17 protein-coding genes and 2 pseudogenes are annotated in these 19,534 nt (G+C 43.3%); 13 read left to right on the forward strand and 6 right to left on the reverse strand.

Annotated elements, in window-relative coordinates:
• The first annotated feature begins 359 nt into the window (after positions 1 to 359).
• Together V7K85_RS21045 and V7K85_RS21050 are read left to right on the forward strand one after the other, a co-directional pair.
• Positions 360 to 2,972, forward strand: coding sequence for a sensor histidine kinase (locus V7K85_RS21045; RefSeq protein ID WP_334816192.1), 2,613 nt, complete (start codon positions 360 to 362; stop codon positions 2,970 to 2,972).
• Positions 2,973 to 3,035: 63 nt separating this feature from the next.
• The gene (locus V7K85_RS21050; RefSeq protein WP_334816194.1) at positions 3,036 to 4,817 is read left to right on the forward strand and encodes a PAS domain-containing sensor histidine kinase; all 1,782 of its coding nucleotides are present in this window, start codon (positions 3,036 to 3,038) and stop codon (positions 4,815 to 4,817) included.
• Positions 4,818 to 5,062: 245 nt separating this feature from the next.
• Here the strand turns inward: V7K85_RS21050 and V7K85_RS21055 are convergent.
• Positions 5,063 to 5,432: pseudogene (locus V7K85_RS21055) on the reverse strand (Uma2 family endonuclease); the annotation flags it as partial.
• Positions 5,433 to 5,487: 55 nt separating this feature from the next.
• Between V7K85_RS21055 and ureE the strand changes: the two are divergent.
• The 6 genes from ureE to V7K85_RS21085 all read left to right on the forward strand — a co-directional run bounded on the left by ureE (position 5,488) and on the right by V7K85_RS21085 (position 9,136).
• Positions 5,488 to 5,934, forward strand: coding sequence for an urease accessory protein UreE (ureE, locus tag V7K85_RS21060; protein WP_334816196.1), 447 nt, complete (start codon positions 5,488 to 5,490; stop codon positions 5,932 to 5,934).
• Positions 5,909 to 6,601 carry an urease accessory protein UreF gene (locus V7K85_RS21065; RefSeq protein ID WP_334816198.1) on the forward strand — a complete coding sequence of 231 codons (693 nt, stop codon included), beginning with the start codon at positions 5,909 to 5,911 and terminating at the stop codon, positions 6,599 to 6,601. Before ureE ends, V7K85_RS21065 begins: the two co-directional genes overlap by 26 nt.
• A gap of 187 nt (positions 6,602 to 6,788) precedes the next feature.
• The gene (ureG, locus tag V7K85_RS21070; RefSeq protein WP_334816200.1) at positions 6,789 to 7,385 is read left to right on the forward strand and encodes an urease accessory protein UreG; all 597 of its coding nucleotides are present in this window, start codon (positions 6,789 to 6,791) and stop codon (positions 7,383 to 7,385) included.
• Between the two features lie 98 nt (positions 7,386 to 7,483).
• Positions 7,484 to 7,672, forward strand: coding sequence for a hypothetical protein (locus V7K85_RS21075; RefSeq protein ID WP_334816202.1), 189 nt, complete (start codon positions 7,484 to 7,486; stop codon positions 7,670 to 7,672).
• Between the two features lie 328 nt (positions 7,673 to 8,000).
• Entirely contained in the window at positions 8,001 to 8,492 is a 492-nt protein-coding gene (locus tag V7K85_RS21080) for an orange carotenoid protein N-terminal domain-containing protein (protein WP_334816204.1), read from the forward strand.
• Positions 8,493 to 8,965: 473 nt separating this feature from the next.
• Complete coding sequence (locus V7K85_RS21085; protein WP_334816206.1) at positions 8,966 to 9,136, forward strand: hypothetical protein; 171 nt, start codon at positions 8,966 to 8,968, stop codon at positions 9,134 to 9,136.
• A 135-nt stretch (positions 9,137 to 9,271) separates the two neighbouring features.
• On the opposite strand, the gene V7K85_RS21090 is transcribed toward V7K85_RS21085, so the two are convergent.
• The 3 genes from V7K85_RS21090 to shc all read right to left on the reverse strand — a co-directional run bounded on the left by V7K85_RS21090 (position 9,272) and on the right by shc (position 14,622).
• Positions 9,272 to 11,752, reverse strand: coding sequence for a beta strand repeat-containing protein (locus V7K85_RS21090; protein WP_334816208.1), 2,481 nt, complete (start codon positions 11,750 to 11,752; stop codon positions 9,272 to 9,274).
• A gap of 168 nt (positions 11,753 to 11,920) precedes the next feature.
• On the reverse strand, positions 11,921 to 12,139 hold the full coding sequence (locus V7K85_RS21095; RefSeq protein ID WP_334816210.1) for a hypothetical protein: 219 nt from the start codon (positions 12,137 to 12,139) through the stop codon (positions 11,921 to 11,923).
• A 566-nt stretch (positions 12,140 to 12,705) separates the two neighbouring features.
• Positions 12,706 to 14,622, reverse strand: coding sequence for a squalene--hopene cyclase (gene shc, locus V7K85_RS21100; protein ID WP_334816212.1), 1,917 nt, complete (start codon positions 14,620 to 14,622; stop codon positions 12,706 to 12,708).
• A 122-nt stretch (positions 14,623 to 14,744) separates the two neighbouring features.
• Here shc and V7K85_RS21105 point away from each other — a divergent pair, with 122 nt between their 5' ends.
• Both V7K85_RS21105 and V7K85_RS21110 read left to right on the forward strand, forming a co-directional pair.
• Complete coding sequence (locus V7K85_RS21105) at positions 14,745 to 15,962, forward strand: glycosyltransferase (RefSeq protein WP_334816214.1); 1,218 nt, start codon at positions 14,745 to 14,747, stop codon at positions 15,960 to 15,962.
• A 152-nt stretch (positions 15,963 to 16,114) separates the two neighbouring features.
• Positions 16,115 to 16,825 (forward strand): TonB family protein, encoded by a 711-nt coding sequence (locus tag V7K85_RS21110; RefSeq protein WP_334816216.1) that lies wholly within the window; start codon positions 16,115 to 16,117, stop codon positions 16,823 to 16,825.
• A gap of 373 nt (positions 16,826 to 17,198) precedes the next feature.
• On the opposite strand, the pseudogene V7K85_RS21115 reads toward V7K85_RS21110, so the two are convergent.
• Positions 17,199 to 17,408 (reverse strand): annotated as a pseudogene (locus tag V7K85_RS21115) (IS4 family transposase); the annotation flags it as partial.
• Positions 17,409 to 17,443: 35 nt separating this feature from the next.
• Here V7K85_RS21115 and V7K85_RS21120 point away from each other — a divergent pair.
• Positions 17,444 to 17,575, forward strand: coding sequence for a hypothetical protein (locus V7K85_RS21120; protein WP_334816218.1), 132 nt, complete (start codon positions 17,444 to 17,446; stop codon positions 17,573 to 17,575).
• A gap of 58 nt (positions 17,576 to 17,633) precedes the next feature.
• Here V7K85_RS21120 and V7K85_RS21125 read toward each other — a convergent pair whose 3' ends face one another.
• Entirely contained in the window at positions 17,634 to 17,984 is a 351-nt protein-coding gene (locus tag V7K85_RS21125) for an ArsR/SmtB family transcription factor (RefSeq protein WP_334816220.1), read from the reverse strand.
• A gap of 80 nt (positions 17,985 to 18,064) precedes the next feature.
• Here V7K85_RS21125 and trxA point away from each other — a divergent pair, with 80 nt between their 5' ends.
• A complete protein-coding gene (trxA, locus tag V7K85_RS21130) occupies positions 18,065 to 18,388 on the forward strand; it encodes a thioredoxin (RefSeq protein WP_334816221.1) in 324 nt (107 codons plus the stop codon).
• Positions 18,389 to 18,734: 346 nt separating this feature from the next.
• Entirely contained in the window at positions 18,735 to 19,529 is a 795-nt protein-coding gene (locus V7K85_RS21135) for an SDR family NAD(P)-dependent oxidoreductase (RefSeq protein WP_334816223.1), read from the forward strand.
• Positions 19,530 to 19,534: the final 5 nt, after the last annotated feature.

The following is a 19,534-nucleotide window of genomic DNA, read 5'->3' on the forward strand; positions in this document are numbered from 1 at the left end:
CTTGGATGTATAGCAAAGTATCCACTCTGAAATGCATCTTGTATCTTGGTAACTCTGTTTATTCTTTAGATAAAACTAGAATAAATGTATTGATAAACTACTTTCTATCTGATTATTGCGATCAAATCTGAAAAAGTGTTGTTGATCACTCTTTACAACTAACTTTTTTGTTACCTGATTCGCCCTCTGGCAAATGGTTCACCCGATTGGGGGAATGCGATCGCCTCATCAGGAACTACTCTGAAAGAAGGTACTGTTTTGATTCTGTTAGCGATTATGCCCATAGAATCAAAACTGTTAAATTGGTTATTCTGACTTTTAATTGTATATCAATAGTTTATCTATCAAAGGGTCAAAGAGTGGATGAAACCGTTGTAAAATCGCTGTATACACCAAATTGTCAGCAAGATGCTATAAACCTGCTATCAAAAATTCCTGTCAATTTACCAGGAATAATTTTCCAAGTTCTGCAAAAGCAGGATAGTTCTATTTCTGTCCTTTATGTCAGTTCTGGTTGTGAATATTTGTATGAATTAGAACCAGAAGCTGTAAAGGCAGACTTTCAGGTGCTATACAGACTGATTCATCCACAGGATATAAAAGCTTTTAGAGAATCTATTGCTGTTTGTAGTACCACTATTACACCTTGGCATTGGGAAGGTCGCATCATCACGCCTAGTGGTATTAAGTGGATTCAAGGTACTTCGCAACCCGAACTACAAGAAGCAGGCGATTTTCTTTGGAATGGTTTGGTCATGGATATTACAGACCGAAAACTAGTCGAAGAAAAATTGCAAGAGAGTGAGGCGCGGTATAAAGCAATTTTGGATGCTATCCCCGATTTGATGTTTCGCATTAGCCGCGATGGCGAGTATCTAGATTTGAAAAGTGAGGGAGCAAATATCACTCTTACCAGAGAAGAAATAGTTGGGAAACATGTACAGGAGTTATTGCCTAGTGATGTTGCAACGATTAGCCTGGAAGCGATCGCTAAAACTTTAGATTCTGGAACTTTGCAAACTTGCGAATATCAACTACCAACGCCTTTGGGAGTAAGAGATTATGAGGCGCGGTTGGTAGTGAGTGGTCAAGATGAGATCCTAGCAATTGTGCGAGATATCACAGAACGCAAACAAGCAGAAGTCGCCTTACAAAATCTTGCCCAAAAATTTGCTAAAGCTTTTAGTTGCAGTCCGGATTCAATTACTATTAGTACGCTGCAAGAAGGACGCTTTATTGAAGTTAACGACAGTTTTGTGAAACTCTCAGGTTATGAAAGAGATCAGGTGATTGGTAAAACTTCTTTTGAATTAAATGTTTGGGTACACGAGCGCGATCGCCTAAATTTGTTACAGGAGTTGCAAGCCAAAGGAGTTGTTCGCAACTTGGAATTTGAATTTCGGCCAAAGTCTGGCGAGATAATTACAGCACTGCTTTCAGCCGAAGTCATTGATTTGGATGGTAACAAGAGCATCCTAGCAGTGCATCACGACATTACAGAACGCAAGCAGGTGGAAGCGCAATTACGCCTTTGTGCCCAACGCGATCGCTTGTTGGCAGAAACCCTAGTCCGAATTCGATCTTCGCTCAACTTAGAGCAAATTCTTCAAACCACCGTAACGGAAGTCAGGCATTTTCTGCAAGCAGATCGAGTTTTCATTGGTTTAAATAATGCCAATTTAGGAGTCAAAACTCTTGCCGAATCAGTAGATCCCAAGTATCCATCAGTCTTAGGTTGGTCTACTAATGATGAAGCTTATCTACAAGAATTAAGAAATTTATTAAAAGATAATCTTGTGCGTGTCATTGAAGACATAACGCAAATAACAGTATCTCCCAAAGTAAAAGCACACTATCGAAAATTCAAAACGAAGGCGACTTTGGCTGTACCAATTATGCTAAACAACGAATTATTTGGGGCGTTAATTGCCAATCAATGCTCAGGTTCGCGTCATTGGCAGCCAATAGAAATTGATTTGTTACAGCAGATGTCAGAACAGGTAGCGATCGCCATTCAGCAAAGCCAGATATGCCAAAAACTAGCAGAACTTAACACTAATTTAGAACACCAAGTAGAAGAACGGACAGCACAGTTGCAGCAGAAAATGCAAGAAGTTGAAAAATTGCATCGTGTAAAAGATGTTGTTTTGCATACGGTTGCCCACGATTTACGAACTTCGGTGATGGGTAACTTGATGGTGTTAAAGAATTTGTTAAATCAGGAAGTGGGGAGTGGGGAGTGGGACAAGGGGACAAGGGGACAAGGGGGAGAAGGGGGACAACGAAGAATTATTGAAGAAGTCTCTCCTTTGTCTCCTCCCAATGCCCAATCCCCAATGCCCCATGCCCCATGCCCAATGCCCAATGCCCAATCCCCAATTCCAGTATCTCGCTCAATAATCGAGCGGATGATTCAAGGCAACGATCACCAATTGACGATGATCAACTCATTGCTAGAAATTAATTCTTGTGAACAACAGGGTATTAACATCAAGCCTGAACTTGTGCAATTTAGCACCTTACTGGGAGGAATGTTCGCCCAGTTTGAATCCATCCTGACACAAAATCAAGCGACTCTGAAGAATTTGGTTCCCGCCGATTTACCATTAGTAATGGCAGATGCGACTCGGTTGCAAAAAGTTTTGGCAAATTTGGTAACACATAGCTTGCAAAATAATCCACCAGGATTAAATTTTCTTCTGAGTGCCACCGTTGAGGCAGGAATGATTCGTACTCAGATTCAAGATAACGGTGTGGGAATGAGTAAACTAGAGTGCGATCGCCTCTTCGATCTGCATGTCCGTGATCCCCAAGACTGTTGTTCCACAAGCATTGGCTTAAAAATGTATCTTTGTCGGAAAGTTATTAAGGCACATGGCGGCGAAATCGGTGTTATTAGTAACCGCAAGCGCGGGTTAACTTTCTGGTTTACATTACCTTTGACAACTTCATCCACAACAAATCGCCCATAAATCACCAAAAAATGCGAGGGTGTTATTTATGGCAATGTTGAGTAAGGGAAACACCCTCAAAGTATGGGCAAAGTTGCTCGGATGCTAATGGCTACTCCATTTACAACAGTGCAAAGCTGGTGGAGAAAAATCTTTTCTGTACCAACAAGAGATGAAACCACTACTTTTTACAGAACTTGGCGTAACGGTTTTTTGTGGCAGAGATTACGTTTATGGTTATGGCTGGCGCTGATCTGTCTGTTGTCTTTTACTTTGCGAGACATTTACGGCTTGTTTTTCCCTTTTCAAGAGTTGGAGAAGCTGCCAGAAGTACTTAGAACTCAACGCCTTGTAATCAATATTGCAATGCTCCTGAGTATACTAATCTGCTTTGCTTTACATAAAACTAAATTAGGTCGTCATCGTCCAGATTTATTATTTTTGGGGTCTTCTTGGTCAATTAGTTTAGCATCGCAGTTGTTTGCAACTCTTAGAGGTTTCGCACTACCCGATACCATCGGCTGGTCACTGCTGTTCTTGAGCCAAGCTGTGTTGATGCCTGTCTGCTGGATTATTCACTTGCTGACTCAAGTGAGTGTGCTGGTTTACTATTTTGGTGTGAATACGGCACTTGGGCTAAAAACACTAATCCCCGAACACCCAGAAATATATAATGTAACGTTCATTTTATACATTTTTTGGTTTTGTATTATATGTGATATCGGTGTTTATCTGTACGATCGCCTGCAACGTTCTGAGTTTTACGCCCGTCAAGAACTGGAATCTGCTTACCAAAAACTCAAGGTTGCAGAAGCTAAATATCGCAGCATTTTTGAAAACGCTGTTGAAGGGATTTTTCAAAGCAGTCCTGATGGACGTTATATTACAGCAAATCCTGCTTTAGCACGCATTTATGGCTACTCTTTAGCGGAGGAGGTGACAGCAAATTTCACTGATATAGAACATCAACTGTATATTGATCCGAACCGCCGGGCAGAATTTGTGCGCCTGATGGAAAAGTATGGCAGTGTTTCTGAGTTTGAGTCCCAAATTTATCGCCAAGACGGGAGTATTGTCTGGATTTCGGAAAAAGCCTACGCAGTGCTTGACGAACACGGAAAACTCCTTTACTACGAAGGTTTGATTGAAGACATTACCCAGCGCAAACAAACTGAAGAAGAACTACGAGTATTTTTCCATGCAGTTTCCCACGACTTACGCAACCCAGTGCTGGGTACTTTAATGGTGCTGAAAAATTTGCTTGCACGTCCAGAGGAAAATATTTCGATTTCCCGCTCAATTTTAGAGCGGATGATTCAAAGTAGCGATCGCCAACTTAATTTGATTAATTCGTTGATGGAAGCTCATCTGGGCGAAGTACAAGGTGTCGTTTTGCAACGTAAAGCCGTACGATTACTGACAGTTATCGAAGCTGCGATCGGAGATTTAGAGCCATTGTTAGAGCAAAATCAAGCCAAGCTGACGAATCTGGTGTCCGCAGATTTGCCATTAGTGAATGCTGATCCCACGCAACTATGGCGAGTTTTTTCTAACTTAATTGTTAATGCCCTGAAACATAATCCCCCTGAGTTGCTTTTGACAATCAACGCTACCCGTAAGGATGACAAAATTTATTGTACTGTTAGTGACAATGGCGTGGGAATTAGTCAACAACAAAGCGATCGGCTTTTTGACCTTTATTTTCGGGGTGCAAGTATCCGCAATTCTGTAAGTTTGGGATTGGGCTTGTATTTGTGTAAGCAAATCATCAATGCTCACGGCGGCGAAATTGGTGTAAACAGTGAATTGGATGCAGGGACAACATTTTGGTTTACCTTACCAATTAGTAGCCCATCTACAGGATGAAGTTACTAATTAAACTTTTTTGTTACAAAATATTTTTTTAACGAACCAGGAAGACAAGAAGCAAGTAAACGAAGAAAACAAGTAATTTCTGAGTATTTCACCTTTGTAAGTAGCTAAAGAAATTAATTACATAGCTATTACCAAAATCTCTGAGGATTTTTCAACAGATGCGACAAAAGTTTGCCAATCTTTATAAGCATCTATATCTAGCGATTAGGTTTCCATAAGTCTTCTCGAATTTGCTATTATTCAGGAAAAAAACAATGGATAGAACAACAAAATCTGGGTAAAAGTGGCGATGTTATTTGATCATCGCCTAACAAAGTAGCAACTAAAACCAATTGGGCTTTTTCTCGCCGATAAACTTCGACTTTTTGAGTGAAGCGATCAACAATCCAATACTCACACACACCTTGAACTGAATAAAGTTTCAGTTTTGCTTCTTTGTCTCGAAATTCATTTTGTTTACCAGGGGATAAAACCTCTACTACTAACTCTGGTGCGCCTGTCAAATGTCCCGCTTCATCTTCAATTTGCGCTAGTCGTTCTCGACTTACTCCAAACTACATCCGGTATAACGTTATCTGCTTGCGAAAAAATCACCCCTGGAGCCACAATATTAGTTAAATTAGAACCAAAATCAAAAGCGTAAGTTCAGGCGAAACTCTGTATGCTGACATTTAACCAACTTAAACTACCTAACCCTGATGTCGCAGTCACTTTCACTCTGGCGCTGACAGCAGAAGAACGTACCCGCAGTCGTCATCGCTTTCAAACGGAAGATGCTAAAGTTGTGTTTTTGCATTTACCCAGAGGAACTGTCTTACACGATGGCGATATTCTGCAAGAAGAAACCCATAGCAGTTTAATCAGAATTATTGCCAAACCAGAACTCGTGCTGACTGCCTTTGGCCAAACACCACTTTTATTACTAAGGGCGGCATACCATCTGGGAAATCGCCATGTACCTGTAGAAATTACTCCGACTTATTTACGCTTGTCTTCAGATTCTGTTTTACACACGATGTTGGAACAACTGGGATTAGAAGTTAAAGAGGAAATTTTACCGTTTCAGCCAGAATTGGGAGCTTATGGACAACACCATCATGCTCACTGATAGCCATCTTTTGAGTATTTTGCAGCTGGCTAGCCCCGCTTTGCCTGTGGGAGCATATAGTTATTCTGAAGGCTTGGAAATACTGGTGGAAAATGGTATGATCGCTAACGACACAGATCTCAAAGATTGGTTAAAAGCGGAGTTGCTCTATGGGGCAATTCGGTTAGAGGCGGCGGTGATGGTACGATCTGAGCAAGCTGCAAAAATAGCTGATGTTGAGTCACTATGCCGTTGGAATCTGTGGTTATCCGCTGCTAGGGAAACAGAAGAGTTACGCGCCTCTAGTTGGCAGATGGGGCGATCGCTCATGCAATTACTTGCTAAACTAGAACCGCAGATTATACCTATTGCCAATGCTGTAGGTAATCCTTGCAATTATGCGATCGCTTTTGGCATTGCCATTGCTCATTGGCAAATCAGTATCAAAGCCGCATTACTCGGATATCTGCATAGTTGGGCAACTAATTTGATTACTGCTGGCGTGAAACTAATCCCCCTTGGACAAACAGCAGGACAGCAGTTATTGCTAGATTTGCAACCATTATTTAGCGTTGCGGCGTTAGAAATTCTAGCGTTAGAGGATGATCAACTCGTCTGTTGTAGTTGGGGTTTATCGCTGGCGAGTATGCAGCATGAAACGCAGTATACAAGGTTGTTTAGAAGTTAGTCATTAGACATCTCCGAAAAAGAATGTAGAGACGCGAAATTTCGCGTCTCTACAAGGGTTCTGGATAACGCATATTTAATTTCTGGAGATGTCTATTGGTCATTGGTCATTGGACATTGGGCATGAGGGCAAAGAAAACAGGATAATAATTAATGACTAATGACTAATGACTTATAACTAATGACTTATGAATGCATTTCGAGTGGGAGTTGCTGGCCCTGTGGGTTCAGGGAAGACGGCTTTGGTAGATGCTTTGTGCAAGGGATTGCGTCAGCAGTATCAGATTGCGGTGGTGACGAATGATATTTATACTCAGGAGGATGCTCAGTTTTTAGTGCGTTCTCAAGCGTTGGCAAGCGATCGCATTTTGGGTGTAGAAACTGGTGGTTGTCCTCACACTGCTATCCGCGAAGATGCTTCGATGAATTTGGCGGCAATTGAACAGTTAGAGGAACGTTTTATCGATTTAAATTTGGTATTTTTGGAAAGTGGCGGCGATAATTTGGCTGCTACTTTTAGTCCAGAATTGGTGGATTTAACGATTTATGTCATTGATGTTGCAGCTGGCGATAAAATTCCCCGCAAGGGTGGCCCCGGCATTACTAAGTCTGATTTGTTGGTGATTAACAAAACTGATCTTGCACCCTATGTCGGTGCAGATTTAAGTGTGATGGAACGAGATGCTAAAAAAATGCGCGGCGATAAACCTTTTATTTTTACTAATTTGAAAACTCACTCAGGACTTGCAGATGTAATTAACTTTGTTTGCACAAATATCTGTTAAAAAGAAAATGTTCAGGAATCAGAATTGAACAAAAATGCTTCGCTTCTCTACCAGACGCTTTGCGAATCCTATCGAGCGTCGGCACCACCCGAAGGGTCTTGGCGTCTCCCCCGTTCCTTGCGCGTCCCGTTGGCATAGCCCAAGGTAGAGAAGGGAAGGAGAAGTTCACAGCGAAGGAAACCTCTACTCTGACTTTTCAGCAAGTGATGCAGGTAGTGCGTTGCATATTTTCCCCCGTTGTAGCAACTGCCCTCAAGTGGCGTGGGTTGGGGGGAGCGACTATTTGATACCTTTCAAACATCCTTTAAGCACTGTCACAATAAAGCTAACATCTATCCACAGAAATACATCCTGAAAATCTCTGAATCTTGTAGCAAACTTTCAATTCCCAACTCCTTTACCTTACCCTTTCCAAGCATTATTTTGGCTTTTGATTTCGGGTGCTTATCCAACTGTAATGCTTTTAATGCAGGACTAGACTCTGCCCGATTTTTATTCTATTTCTAATTGTTCTTCTTTATGATTCCAAAACATCTGTCTTCAGTAGGGTAGAACTCCAAATGTAAATTTGATAACGTTGTTCATGACACTGAAAAATCGGAATTGGAGTTAATAATGACATCTACGCAAACTAACGATCCAACTATTCGTGAACATGTTCAAGCTTGGCAAAACCTAAGTGTGGATCAACAGCTTGCTTTGTTTTGGTTTATCTATAAAGAAATGGGTGGCTCAATTACGCCAGCCGCCCCTGGTGCCAGTACTGTTTCCCCAGAAATAGCTGAAGGTTTATTTAATCAAGTTAAGGAATTATCTCACGAACAACAATTACAAGTTCAGCGTGATTTGATTAATAAAGTCGATAGCGAAATTTCTCGTGAATATGGCTCTTTGGGTGATACCACTAAGCTACTGTTTTGGTATCGATTATCTCAAGGTATGGATGATGGTACTATCATTCCTATACCTTCTGACTATGAACTTCCCTCAGAAGCTAAACCGTTGTTTGGCAAAATTCAAGGATTAAAGTTTGAGCAACAGATTACTCTTTTCCGTGATTATGTTTCGCCAATGGGTGCCGAAGCAAAAGCAGGTGCTGGAATTTAACACTTTTGAACTGAAATTTTCAACTTTTTCGGCTGCTTGAAGCTACTTATTTAGTCTCTGGATGACATGCTGCTATACGAAGTTTATTTGGTTGTAGTAGAAGGATTCAGGAATCAGAATTTCTTTACTCTCCAGCAAGTTTTCCCAACTAGGTGATTGGTGTTAGCATAACGTTAGCAACTCTTGCCTGCGATAGGCAGCGTCGCCCTCAAGAGAAGGGTAAGGGTGTTATACTCATTTATACCCTTTCTCTTAAAACTTGCTATATCCGCCAGTCGCTTAATATCAAGCTAAATTTTGATGACTGGCGTGTTTATTTTTTCTTGATAAAAGCGATAGTCTCATTGGCTTAAGGCAGGATTAGAATTTTCACTCAAGAGTTTTTAGTTAATTAAGTAGTTAATTACTTTCAAGTGTTTATAACTTTTACGATCATCAATTTTTTCAAATAAAGCGGATAAAAATTTACGAGTTTGGATATAGATGATCGCCTGACGGTTATAGCGTTATTGTATACTGAAATTGCTGATGAAATTCCAGCGATCGCTCTCAATAATGTGCCAAATCAAAAGACTGCGAATTTGGTTGCAAAAATTCAAAACCTGCTACAGGCAGAACAGATATTTGCTCATGAAAGGCTATAGGAAGGTTTTGAAGTTCTGAGTTTAAGGGGTATGTGCTCCAATACGCTTGGGTTAAGGAAATTTATCTGTTAAGGCAGGTAGGGGGAGAGAAAAAAGCTTAACCCAAGCAGTATTAGTATGCGTTCTATTAATCAACTACGCTTGAACTATAAAGTCTGAACCTATCAAAGTTGGCGCACCACTCAGAGTCGCAAATAGACCGCCGCTGCCAAAACCAGCCGCGCTACCATTTTGGTTGTAGAATAACTGTCCACTCACAGCGTCATACACAATTTTCGCCGTGCTGGTCGCTGCTGAAGAAGTAATTTTAAAATCACTGGCATTACTAAAACCCGTTCCCGCAGCAGAAATAATAGCACTAAAGGTAGTCTTATCCAGGATAATTTTGTCACCTTGGGAGTGTTTGAAATCAGCGATCGCATCCTGACCAACAGCAGCACTGGCAAAGACAGCATTAGTATTGTACAAAAATCTGTCAGCATCTACACCACCAACAAGGGTATCATTGCCAGCACCACCAATCAGAGTATCATTACCAGCACCGCCTCGCAGCAGGTCGTTGCCACCCTTGCTGTCGATTTTGTCATTACCCCCCTGACCATTAACCACATCGGCAGAGTTATCTAAACCCGTAATGTTGTTGTCGAGGTCATTGAGGAAGGTGACTGTGTTGTTGATACCCAAGCTAGTTTCAGTCGAGTTGGCATCAAAGACATTAAAGTTGTCGGTGATGCTGGTTTGCCCATCAAACAGGATATTGCCAATCGCTGGTCTTGTTCCAGAAGCTTTCAGATTATCCAAGTTTTCTAACTGAAAGTTTTGCAGAGTGACTTTGGTATTAGCCACATTTTCAAACGTGACTTCCAAGTTTTTGCCATTTTGAGTCAATAGCAAATTTCGGGCAGTTAAGCCCGAACCTGTAAATTCCAAAGTGTCTACTTTAGCAATCACAGCCGCCGATGGATTTATGCCTTTACCTACGCCACCAAAATCCGTGATGATGTCATTACCATCGTCTCGGCGAATTACAAACTTATCTTTACCGCCATTGCCTGTGAGAGTATCGTTACCAGCTAACCCATCGATAATATTGTTGTTAGCTGTACCGACAAGAGTATCTGCACCAGGAGTTCCCGTCAGGTTAAGAGTGCCGACCCCGATATTTGGCCCCCCAAACAACACATAGCTTTGCCCAGCGCCGGGAATGCCGTTGGGTGAGGCAAAAGATGCGCCTATAATCAGGTCGTCAACGCCATCATTGTTGATGTCACCCGCATAACTAACTGAAAGACCTATCGCGCCACCCCCAGGAATGGTGAAGCCATTAGTGCCATTCAAGTCAGAGAGGTTGAGGCTGCCACTATTGCCCACATTCCTCCCCCCAAACACCACATAGGTTTGCCCACTATCAGGTGCGCCTATAATCAGGTCGTCAATACCATCAGCGTTGACGTCCCCCGCATTGCTGATTGAGGAGCTTGAGAAGCTATTCTCAGTAATACCGTTAATAGCAAAGCCATTAGTGCCATTCAAGTCAGAGAGGTTGAGGGCGCCGCCACTGCCGACATTTGTCCCCCCAAACACCACATAGGTTTGCCCAGCTTGAAAGACACCGTTGGCGGGGGCACGATCTGCGCCAATAATCAGATCATCAATACCATCATTGTTAATGTCTCCCCCATTACTGACTGACCAGCCTGATTCGTTACCCGCAGCAATGCCGTTAATGGCAAAGCCATTAGTGCCATTTAAGGAAGAGACATTGAGGATGCCGCCACTGCCGACATTTGTCCCTCCAAATACCACATAGCTTTGTCCAGCATTCTCCTTGCCGTTGGGGGAGGCACGATATGCCCCAATAATCAGGTCGTCAACACCATCGCTATTAATATCCCCCGCATTGCTGACCGACCAGCTGTCAAAGTCACCAATGCTGGTGATGGTGAAGCCATTACTGCCATCCAGGGATGAGGGTTTGAGAGTGCCGCCACTGCCCACATTCGTCTTCCCAAACACCACATAGCTTTTTCCATATCCCCCAATAATTAAGTCGTCAACACCATCGTTGTTAATGTCCCCCGCATTGCTGACCGACCAGCCTATGGTGTCAGTTTGACCAATACCGGTAATTGTGAAGCCATTAGTGCCATTCAAGTTAGAAAGGTTGAGGCTGCCGCTACTGCCAACATTCGTTCCCCCAAACACCACATAGCTTTCCCCATTTTGACCGATGCTATTACGAGAGGCAAAAGGTGCCCCAATAATCAAGTCGTCAACGCCATCGTTGTTGATGTCCCCCCCATAGCTGACCGACCTGCCTGAGTAGTCATTTCCAGCAATGCCGTTAATGGCAAAGCCATTAGTGCCATTCAAGTCAGAGAGGTTGAAGATGCCGCTACTGCCGACATTTGCCCCTCCAAATACCACATAGCTTCGCCCAGCACGATCATTACCACTGGGGGATGCATAAGGTGCCTCTATAATCAAGTCGTCAATGCCATCGTTGTTGATGTCCCCTGCATTGCTGACCCTGTAGCCTGAGTCGCCATCAAAGCCGTTAATTAAAAAGCCGTTGCTGCCATTCAAGTCAGAGAGATTAAATGATGAATTAGCCATGATTTTTTCCTATCTTCAGGGAGTAAGGTTCAAAGGTCTAAACTTGAAATTCCGTGTTCCAAACAGAAAGTATTGTTATAAAGTAGTGCCAAGTAGAATTGGTGTGTCACCGATAGCGAGTCTTCTCCTAAGGGGAGACGCCAAAGGCGATAGCGCAGCGTTAGCGAGTCATCGAGCGTCACGAGCCTCACAGACCGCCGCAGCGAAAAGTTGAGCCAGTGCGCCCTTGCGGTTTTCCGACTTCTCCCTTGCGCGTCTTTGACTTGAGTTGCAATTGGCATTTCTTGCGGCGGCTAACGCCGATGCCTGCGGCAACGCCAAAGGCGAACTGAACTTTTCAAGACAGGCATCTGTTAGCGCAGCCTCTTTGACTGTGCGTAGCGTCACTTTTCAAGACAGACATCGCTGTTTCTAAAACATAGCTCAAGCATAAATCAGCAAAACAAGGCGCTTTTATATAGAATTTCTGAATCCGGAAAATTGCGATGTCTACGACGGGCTGTGACGCTCGTGACGCTCGATGACTCGCTAACGCTGCGCTAGCGCCAAGGGAGAGGACTCGCTAACGCTTCTCTACGAGACGCTGCGCGAACGCTATCGGTGACGCTAACTATTTACTAGCTATATTTCTGGTTGTTAGTTTATATCGCTTTTCCAACTGTCACAATCAGCTTTTTGATAACTTTATGAAAAAATTACACATTATTTATACAAAAAATATTTTTGAATAGCGCATATATACGCAAAAAGTGAGCTTTTTTATGGAATTGGTTCATCAAGGGAACAGCGATGTCTGTCTTGAAAAGTCACGCTTCTGCGTCGAAGAGGCTGCGCCAACGGCGTCACCCGCCGCCCCGACTTTTCGCTATGATCGGCTATGAGGCTCGTGACGCTCGATGACTCGCTCTTAGGGGCACAACACATTGTTTGTGCGCCTGCCACAGTAACAACAATTAACCTTTTTTAATCACTGTTTGATAGCGACCTAGAGCGATTAAGGGAAAGTATTGTTGATACATATGATACTTGAGATAAAAATGGCTAGGGAAGCCAGTACCTGTAAAGTCCGCCTCATACCAAGTACCATCGGGCTGTTGAGTTGCCACTAGGTAGCCAATTCCCTGCTCAATGGCCTTAAGAGCTAATTTACCAGTTGCTTCACCTGCTGCCAAGAGACCAATTAAAGCCCAAGCAGTTTGAGATGCAGTACTATTTCCTTTTCCTTTGAGACTGGGATCATCGTAGCTGCGGCAAGTCTCACCCCAACCACCATCTGGGTTTTGACATTCAACTAACCAAGTTGCTCCTCGTTCTATACTGAGTTTATGCCTTTGAGGGTCAATCAACGCCAAGGCTGACAAAACGCCACTTGTCCCGTAGATATAATTTACACCCCAGCGACCGAACCAACAGCCTTCGGTTTCTTGTTCGCGCAGAAGATAAGTAAGCGATCGCTCTAAATTATAACTATCAATTGACAAATCACAAGCACCAAGCATTTCTACCACCCTAGCCGTGACATCTGCGGTGTTTGGATCAATCATGGCTTTCAAGTCACCATAGGGGATGGAATTGAGCCAATCTTGGTCGTTGTCCAAATCAAAAGCAGCCCAGCCGCCTGGTTTACACTGCATAGATGCAATCCAATTTAAGGCCCGAGTGATCGCAGCCTGCTTGATTTTTTCATTAGGAAGTTTTGCAACATGTAGTGCCATCACCACCACAGCCGAGTCGTCTACATCTGGATAAAAGTTATTGTCAAACTCAAATGCCCAAGCCCCTGGTTTTCCCTGGCGATTTTTGACAGCCCAATCTCCGTAATCTAAAATTTGTTTTTGCAATAACCATTCTCCAGCCTTTACCACAGCCGGATGATCTGCTGCAAAACCAGATTCTACCAAAGCACGCATCGCCCAAGCTGTATCCCAGACGGGTGAAACACAAGGCTGAACTCGGTAGCTATCCTCTGTTTCAATCGCAAAGTTATCAATTGCTTGCAAACCTCGTTCCACAATCGGGTCGTTTGGGTGATAATCCAAACACCGCAAAGCTAACATTGAATTCAGCATCGCCGGAATAATGCCGCCCCAGTCGCCTGTAGCTTCTTGACGCTCTAAAATCCACTTTTCGGCAGCTTTGATGCCTTCTTGGCGGAAGGGTACTAAATTAAGACTTTCTGCCAACTTGAATCCCTGATCAAGGGTGAGGAATAAATCTGTCCAATCGCCACTTTGGGGTAATTCCCACCGGACTTGATCAACACCTTCAACGTATAGCTGATCTAGGTTGATAGTTGGGTTGGTGATCAAAACAGGTTTGCGATCGCATACAATCAGCAGCGGCACAGTGCTGGAACGTGCCCAGCTAGACATCTCGTAGATATTCACGGGGAAAGCTTTTGGCAACAGCATCACCCAAGCTGGTAGCGAGGGAATACCGCGCCAGTTGTAGCAGCCAATCAAGGCTAAGTGCAACTTGGTAAAAATCCGAGTTTTGCTGATCCCACCCCGTTGGAGAATAAAGGCTTGCGCCCGAACCATCGCCGGATCGGTTGCTGGTACACCTAGCAGTCTTAACGCCATGTAGGCTTCAACCGAGGTGCTAAGTTCTCCGCCATCACCATAAAAAAGTTCCCAACCCCCATGCTGGCGTTGCTCTTGACGCAAATATGCTTCAACTTTGTCTAAGGGTCTTGTTTGGTCTGTTCCCCAAATTTTATGCAGGAGGACGACTTCAGCAGTGATGGTGACATTAGATTCTAACTCTCCCCACCAGTAACCAGGGGGATTTTGAATCGAAAGCAGATATTTTTGGCTGGCTGCGATCGCCATTGTGACTTGATTGACTTTTACCCTGTCTTGTGTTCGCATCAAATACTATTTAACCTCAACACTCAACACTAGTTATGAACACGGCACTACAGGAAAAAATTTTTTCCTCTATTCAGTAGACATAGTATTCTGTCTGAGTTACTGAGAATTTGCAATAGGTCATGGGTGTAATTGTATTAGGATTGATGCTCTTATCCTTGACAATTTGGTTGGGATTAGTGTGTTTTTGGGGACAATTTTGGCGGACAGACCAGCAATTAGAGATTGGAGAAACTCAGCTAAAATCGTTACCTGTGGTTTGTGCGGTGGTTCCAGCCCGTAACGAAGCTGAATTACTACCAACCAGTTTGCGATCGCTCCTACTCCAAGACTATCCTGGTTCTTTAAACGTATTTTTGGTAGACGATCGCAGTACAGATGGTACAGCAAATTTTGCCGAAGGGGTTGCACACGCTCTAAGTAAACCTGAGCAATTGCATATTATCTCAGGCGAATCACTGCCTCCCGGTTGGTCAGGCAAACTTTGGGCAGTTGAGCAAGGTATAAACAGTGCGAGTTTATTTGCACCTGACTATTTTTTGCTGACCGATGCAGATATCGAACATGATCCTGGTAATCTCCGCCGACTGGTTGCAAAAGCTGTCCAAGAAGATTTAGACCTGGTTTCGGTAATGGTGCGACTTAGGTGTGAAAGCTTTTGGGAAAAACTTTTGATTCCAGCTTTCGTCTTTTTCTTCCAAAAACTCTATCCCTTCCGCTGGGTCAATAATCCAAACAATCCCACAGCCGCCGCTGCTGGAGGATCTATTCTGATCGCCCGTGAAGCTTTAGAGCGAATCGGGGGTATTCAAGTCATTCGCCAAGCTTTAATTGACGATTGCGCCCTTGCTAACGCTGTTAAGCAGATTGGAAGACAAAGTAATTCTTCTTTCTCCCCTGCCCCCCCTGCCTCCCCCGGCCGTATCTGGCTAGGATTGAGTACATTGACTCATAGTTTGCGTCCTTATAACTCGCTGGCGACGATTTGGGATATGGTTGCCCGTAGTGCCTATGCCCAACTGAATTATTCTCCATTACTACTAGTGGGAACTTTGCTGGGAATGATCTTGATTTATCTAGTTCCACCTCTGTGTGTAATTCTGGGTGTAGTTTGGGGCAATTGGGCGATCGCACTTACAGGTTTATTAGGATGGCTGTTAATGACCTTGGCTTACTACCCGACGATCCGCTTTTATAAATGTTCTCCCTGGTTAGCGTTGAGCTTACCTGCGATCGCTTTTCTCTATACCCTGATGACTCTAGACTCAGCACTACGTCACTGGCAAGGGCGCGGCGGCGCTTGGAAAGGAAGAGTGTACACCAACCCAAATAATTTATAGTTGGGATATGGGGGCTTATAAAGGCGATCGCAATATCAAAGGCAGCAGCGATGAGTAACAAAACTTTGACAAATAGCATTTATTGTATAATCAAGCAAATAAGCGTCAATATCTATACAATACTGTTTATTTGCTGCATTAGATAATTTGACATGAAATATCGTCTATTGTATTTGCTTTTTTTTGGCTCTAGCTTACCATTATTATTTGCTCAACCTACATTTGCACAAGTCACCCAAATTACTGGAATTAAATATAGATTAACTGAGAAAGGTTTGGAAATTATTTTAGTTACTCCTAGTCCCAAAAATCTACTGAGTTTTCCCACAATACAAGCTAAGACACGTATATTTAATATTCCCAAAGCTCAATTGTCTTTACCTTGTGGCAAATTTTTTCGTCGAGAAAACCCAGTCCAAGGAGTTCAATCTATTAGTGTAACTTCTGATAATACTAACCAAGTTAGTGTTGTGGTGCAGGGTGAAAAGAGCTTACCAAAAGTTATAATATCTATAAGTCCAGCAAAAATTGATTGCATCAAATGCAGTTTTCAATATACAGAAGAATTAAGAGAAAAAGGTATTGAAGGGATAGCCGAGGTGGTTTTAGATATTGATGAACAAGGTCATGTCACTCAAGTGAGCTTGGGTCGTTCAAGCGGTAATACTGAAATTGATAATGCTGTGTTGACGCAAGTAAGAAAAATGAAGTTTATAGATAATGCCTGTGGACAAAAAAATATTTCCCTCAGAGCTAATTTTATAATACGGGGGTCACTACTTCATCAACGAGCAATTGAAGAATATAGAATGAGAAAACGACAAGAATCTCTTCGGCAACGGTTGAGAAAAGAAGGAGAATAGATGCAGAAAATAAATCTTTCAACCAAGGTGCTTCAAGGAGCGATCGCCCTATGTCATTTTGGTAGAGAAGAATTCCCGATAGATGCTCGCTTAAGTCCAAGCGCTCGGTATTTCCCTCTGTTACAGTAATATCGGGAGGTGCGCTTGGAGTGTAAAGTTTAGGCTTATTGCCCTGCACAGTAATGTAGAAATTATTTCCATCCTCAGAGAAGAAAAGTGTGCGCTGATTTACTGGTGTCATCTGACTCAATCCAGCGAACCTATTACCTGACATCTGGGTTAAGTCAACCTTTGCCTCCGTGATTGCTGCTGTTGTGGTTTTGGCAGATGAGGCAGAAGATACTGCTTGCGTATCAATTCTAGCTATTGTTCGTTTCGGATTTTTTGGTCGTCCACGCTTACGTTTATCTTTAGGTTTTACTTCTGGGGTTGGTAACAGGATACTTTTTTCTACATCACTCTTTATCACCTGTTCTATCTGAATCGGAAATGAGTGCCTTTGTTCGACACTTACTAACGATAATGTAAAAAAAGATAATCCTGATATAGGACTCCTGTTTGATTTCTGAATAAGACTGGGAAATAATACGGAAATGCGTCCAAGTCTAATAAGCAACAATGATCAGTCTGCATTTCCCAACTGGGACACTTCCAGCAGGAGTATCCCGACAACAGTCAGCAGAGAAAATAGCACTTCATGCGATCGCACTTACTACAAGATTTTATAGCCCTGCGTCCAGATGTGCGTGAAGTAAGGAAAGCGTTGGCAGTAAAGTTTTCTTAAACAAGTAGCGATTGCCCCATGCCTCTAAATTCTTGAGGCTGTTTGTTTAGTACTCGCGGGTTCAACAGGCAATGGTTGAGCCGCTTTCAACACCGCATCCAGCAACCCTGGAAACAGCACCTCTAAATCTTCACGCCGCAGGATGTTAATGTGCTGTGTCCCTTCTTTACGTGTAAAGACTATCCCCGACTCCCGCAAAATCTTAAAATGATTAGACATAGTAGACTTGGCGATCGCAAAATCAAATCTGGCACAGCAATGTTCCCCCTCAGTGGCCAGCAGCCGCACAATCTCTAGCCGCACTGGATCGCCCAATGCATACAGCACTCCCGGTAAAGTAATATTTTTTCGATCTGGATGATAAAGAAATCTCATAGTTGCATTATCTCATCAGGTGGCATATATTTTTATTATTCGATATTATCGAACTATAGAATTAATTAGGAAGGCAATTTATGTCATCCATTACAAATGTCACAGAAGCCACATTCAAGCAAGAAGTTTTGGAAAGTGAAATTCCGGTCTTAGTGGACTTTTGGGCACCGTGGTGCGGCCCTTGCCGGATGGTGGGCCCAGTCGTCGATGAAGTTGCTGCTGAATACGAAGGACAGGTGAAATTTGTGAAGCTGAACACAGATCAAAATCCTACTGTCGCCAGCCACTATGGAATTCGCAGCATTCCGACGCTGATGGTTTTTAAGGCAGGTCGGCAGGTCGATACTGTAGTAGGGGCAGTCCCAAAAACCACCTTGAATAAGACCTTAGCACAGCATCTTTAATCTAGGTACTATTGTGAGACGCATTTAGTTTGCAGTCTACTCTAGCCAAGGGAGCCAGGAGTCAAAGAAGAGAGCAGGGGAAGTAGTGGGAGAAGAGGATCTGTTCTTGAGCAAACCCCATAGATAAATGTAGGGCTGCTGAAACAAGGACACTTTGTTGGGACGCGCAGCGCGTTCCAACAAATTCCATCCATTAAATGTAGGGCTGCTGCAACCACCTACGGAGGGCATTCTCCCCCTGCACAAGACCGACCCTCCTTTCCCGTCAGAATACATATAACTCCTAACTCCTGACTCCTAACTCCTGAATTCTGAATTCTGTTTCAACTAACGGGGAAAGAACGAAATGGACTTGAAATTGCATGGTAAATCCGCGCTGGTGAGTGGCTCAACCGCAGGTATTGGTTTGGCGATCGCCCTTGGGCTGGCTCAGGAGGGTGCATCAGTGATTGTCAATGGTCGGTCTGAAGAACGAGTAGCTCAAGCGATCGACAAAATTAAGCAAAGTACACCTGACGCGAAAGTTTCTGGTGTTATTGCTGACGCAGGCACTGCATCAGGGGTAGAGAAACTCATTCAAGAGGTTCCTCACGTTGATATCCTCATTAACAATGTAGGGATTTATAAGCCAAAAACGTTCTTCGATATTACTGATGAAGACTGGTTAAAGATATTTGAGGTTAACGTCCTCAGCGGAGTCCGTTTGAGTCGGCAATATCTGCAAAAGCAGCTAGAGCAAAATTGGGGGCGGATAATTTTTATCTCTAGCGAATCTGCTATTCAGATCCCAGTGGAAATGATTCACTATGGGACAACTAAGACAGCCCAGCTTGCCATTGCACGAGGTCTGGCAGAAATCACTGTCGGAACTGGAGTTACGGTAAACTCCGTCCTACCAGGGCCAACCCGCTCAGAAGGAGTTGAAGAGTTCATCACCAACCTGGCACAGGAACGCGGTATTAGTCCCGCTGAAGTTGAAGCTGAGTTTTTTCAAAATGTGCGTCCAACTTCCCTAATTAAACGCTTTGCAACTAATGAAGAAGTAGCAGCGATCGTAGTTTACCTTTCTAGTCCTGTAGCTTCAGCAACTAATGGTGCAGCTTTGCGGGTAGATGGTGGCGTTATTCGGTCGATTGTTTAGTATTT

The sequence above is a fragment of the Nostoc sp. genome, from assembly GCF_036917615.1.
Classification (GTDB): domain Bacteria; phylum Cyanobacteriota; class Cyanobacteriia; order Cyanobacteriales; family Nostocaceae; genus Nostoc.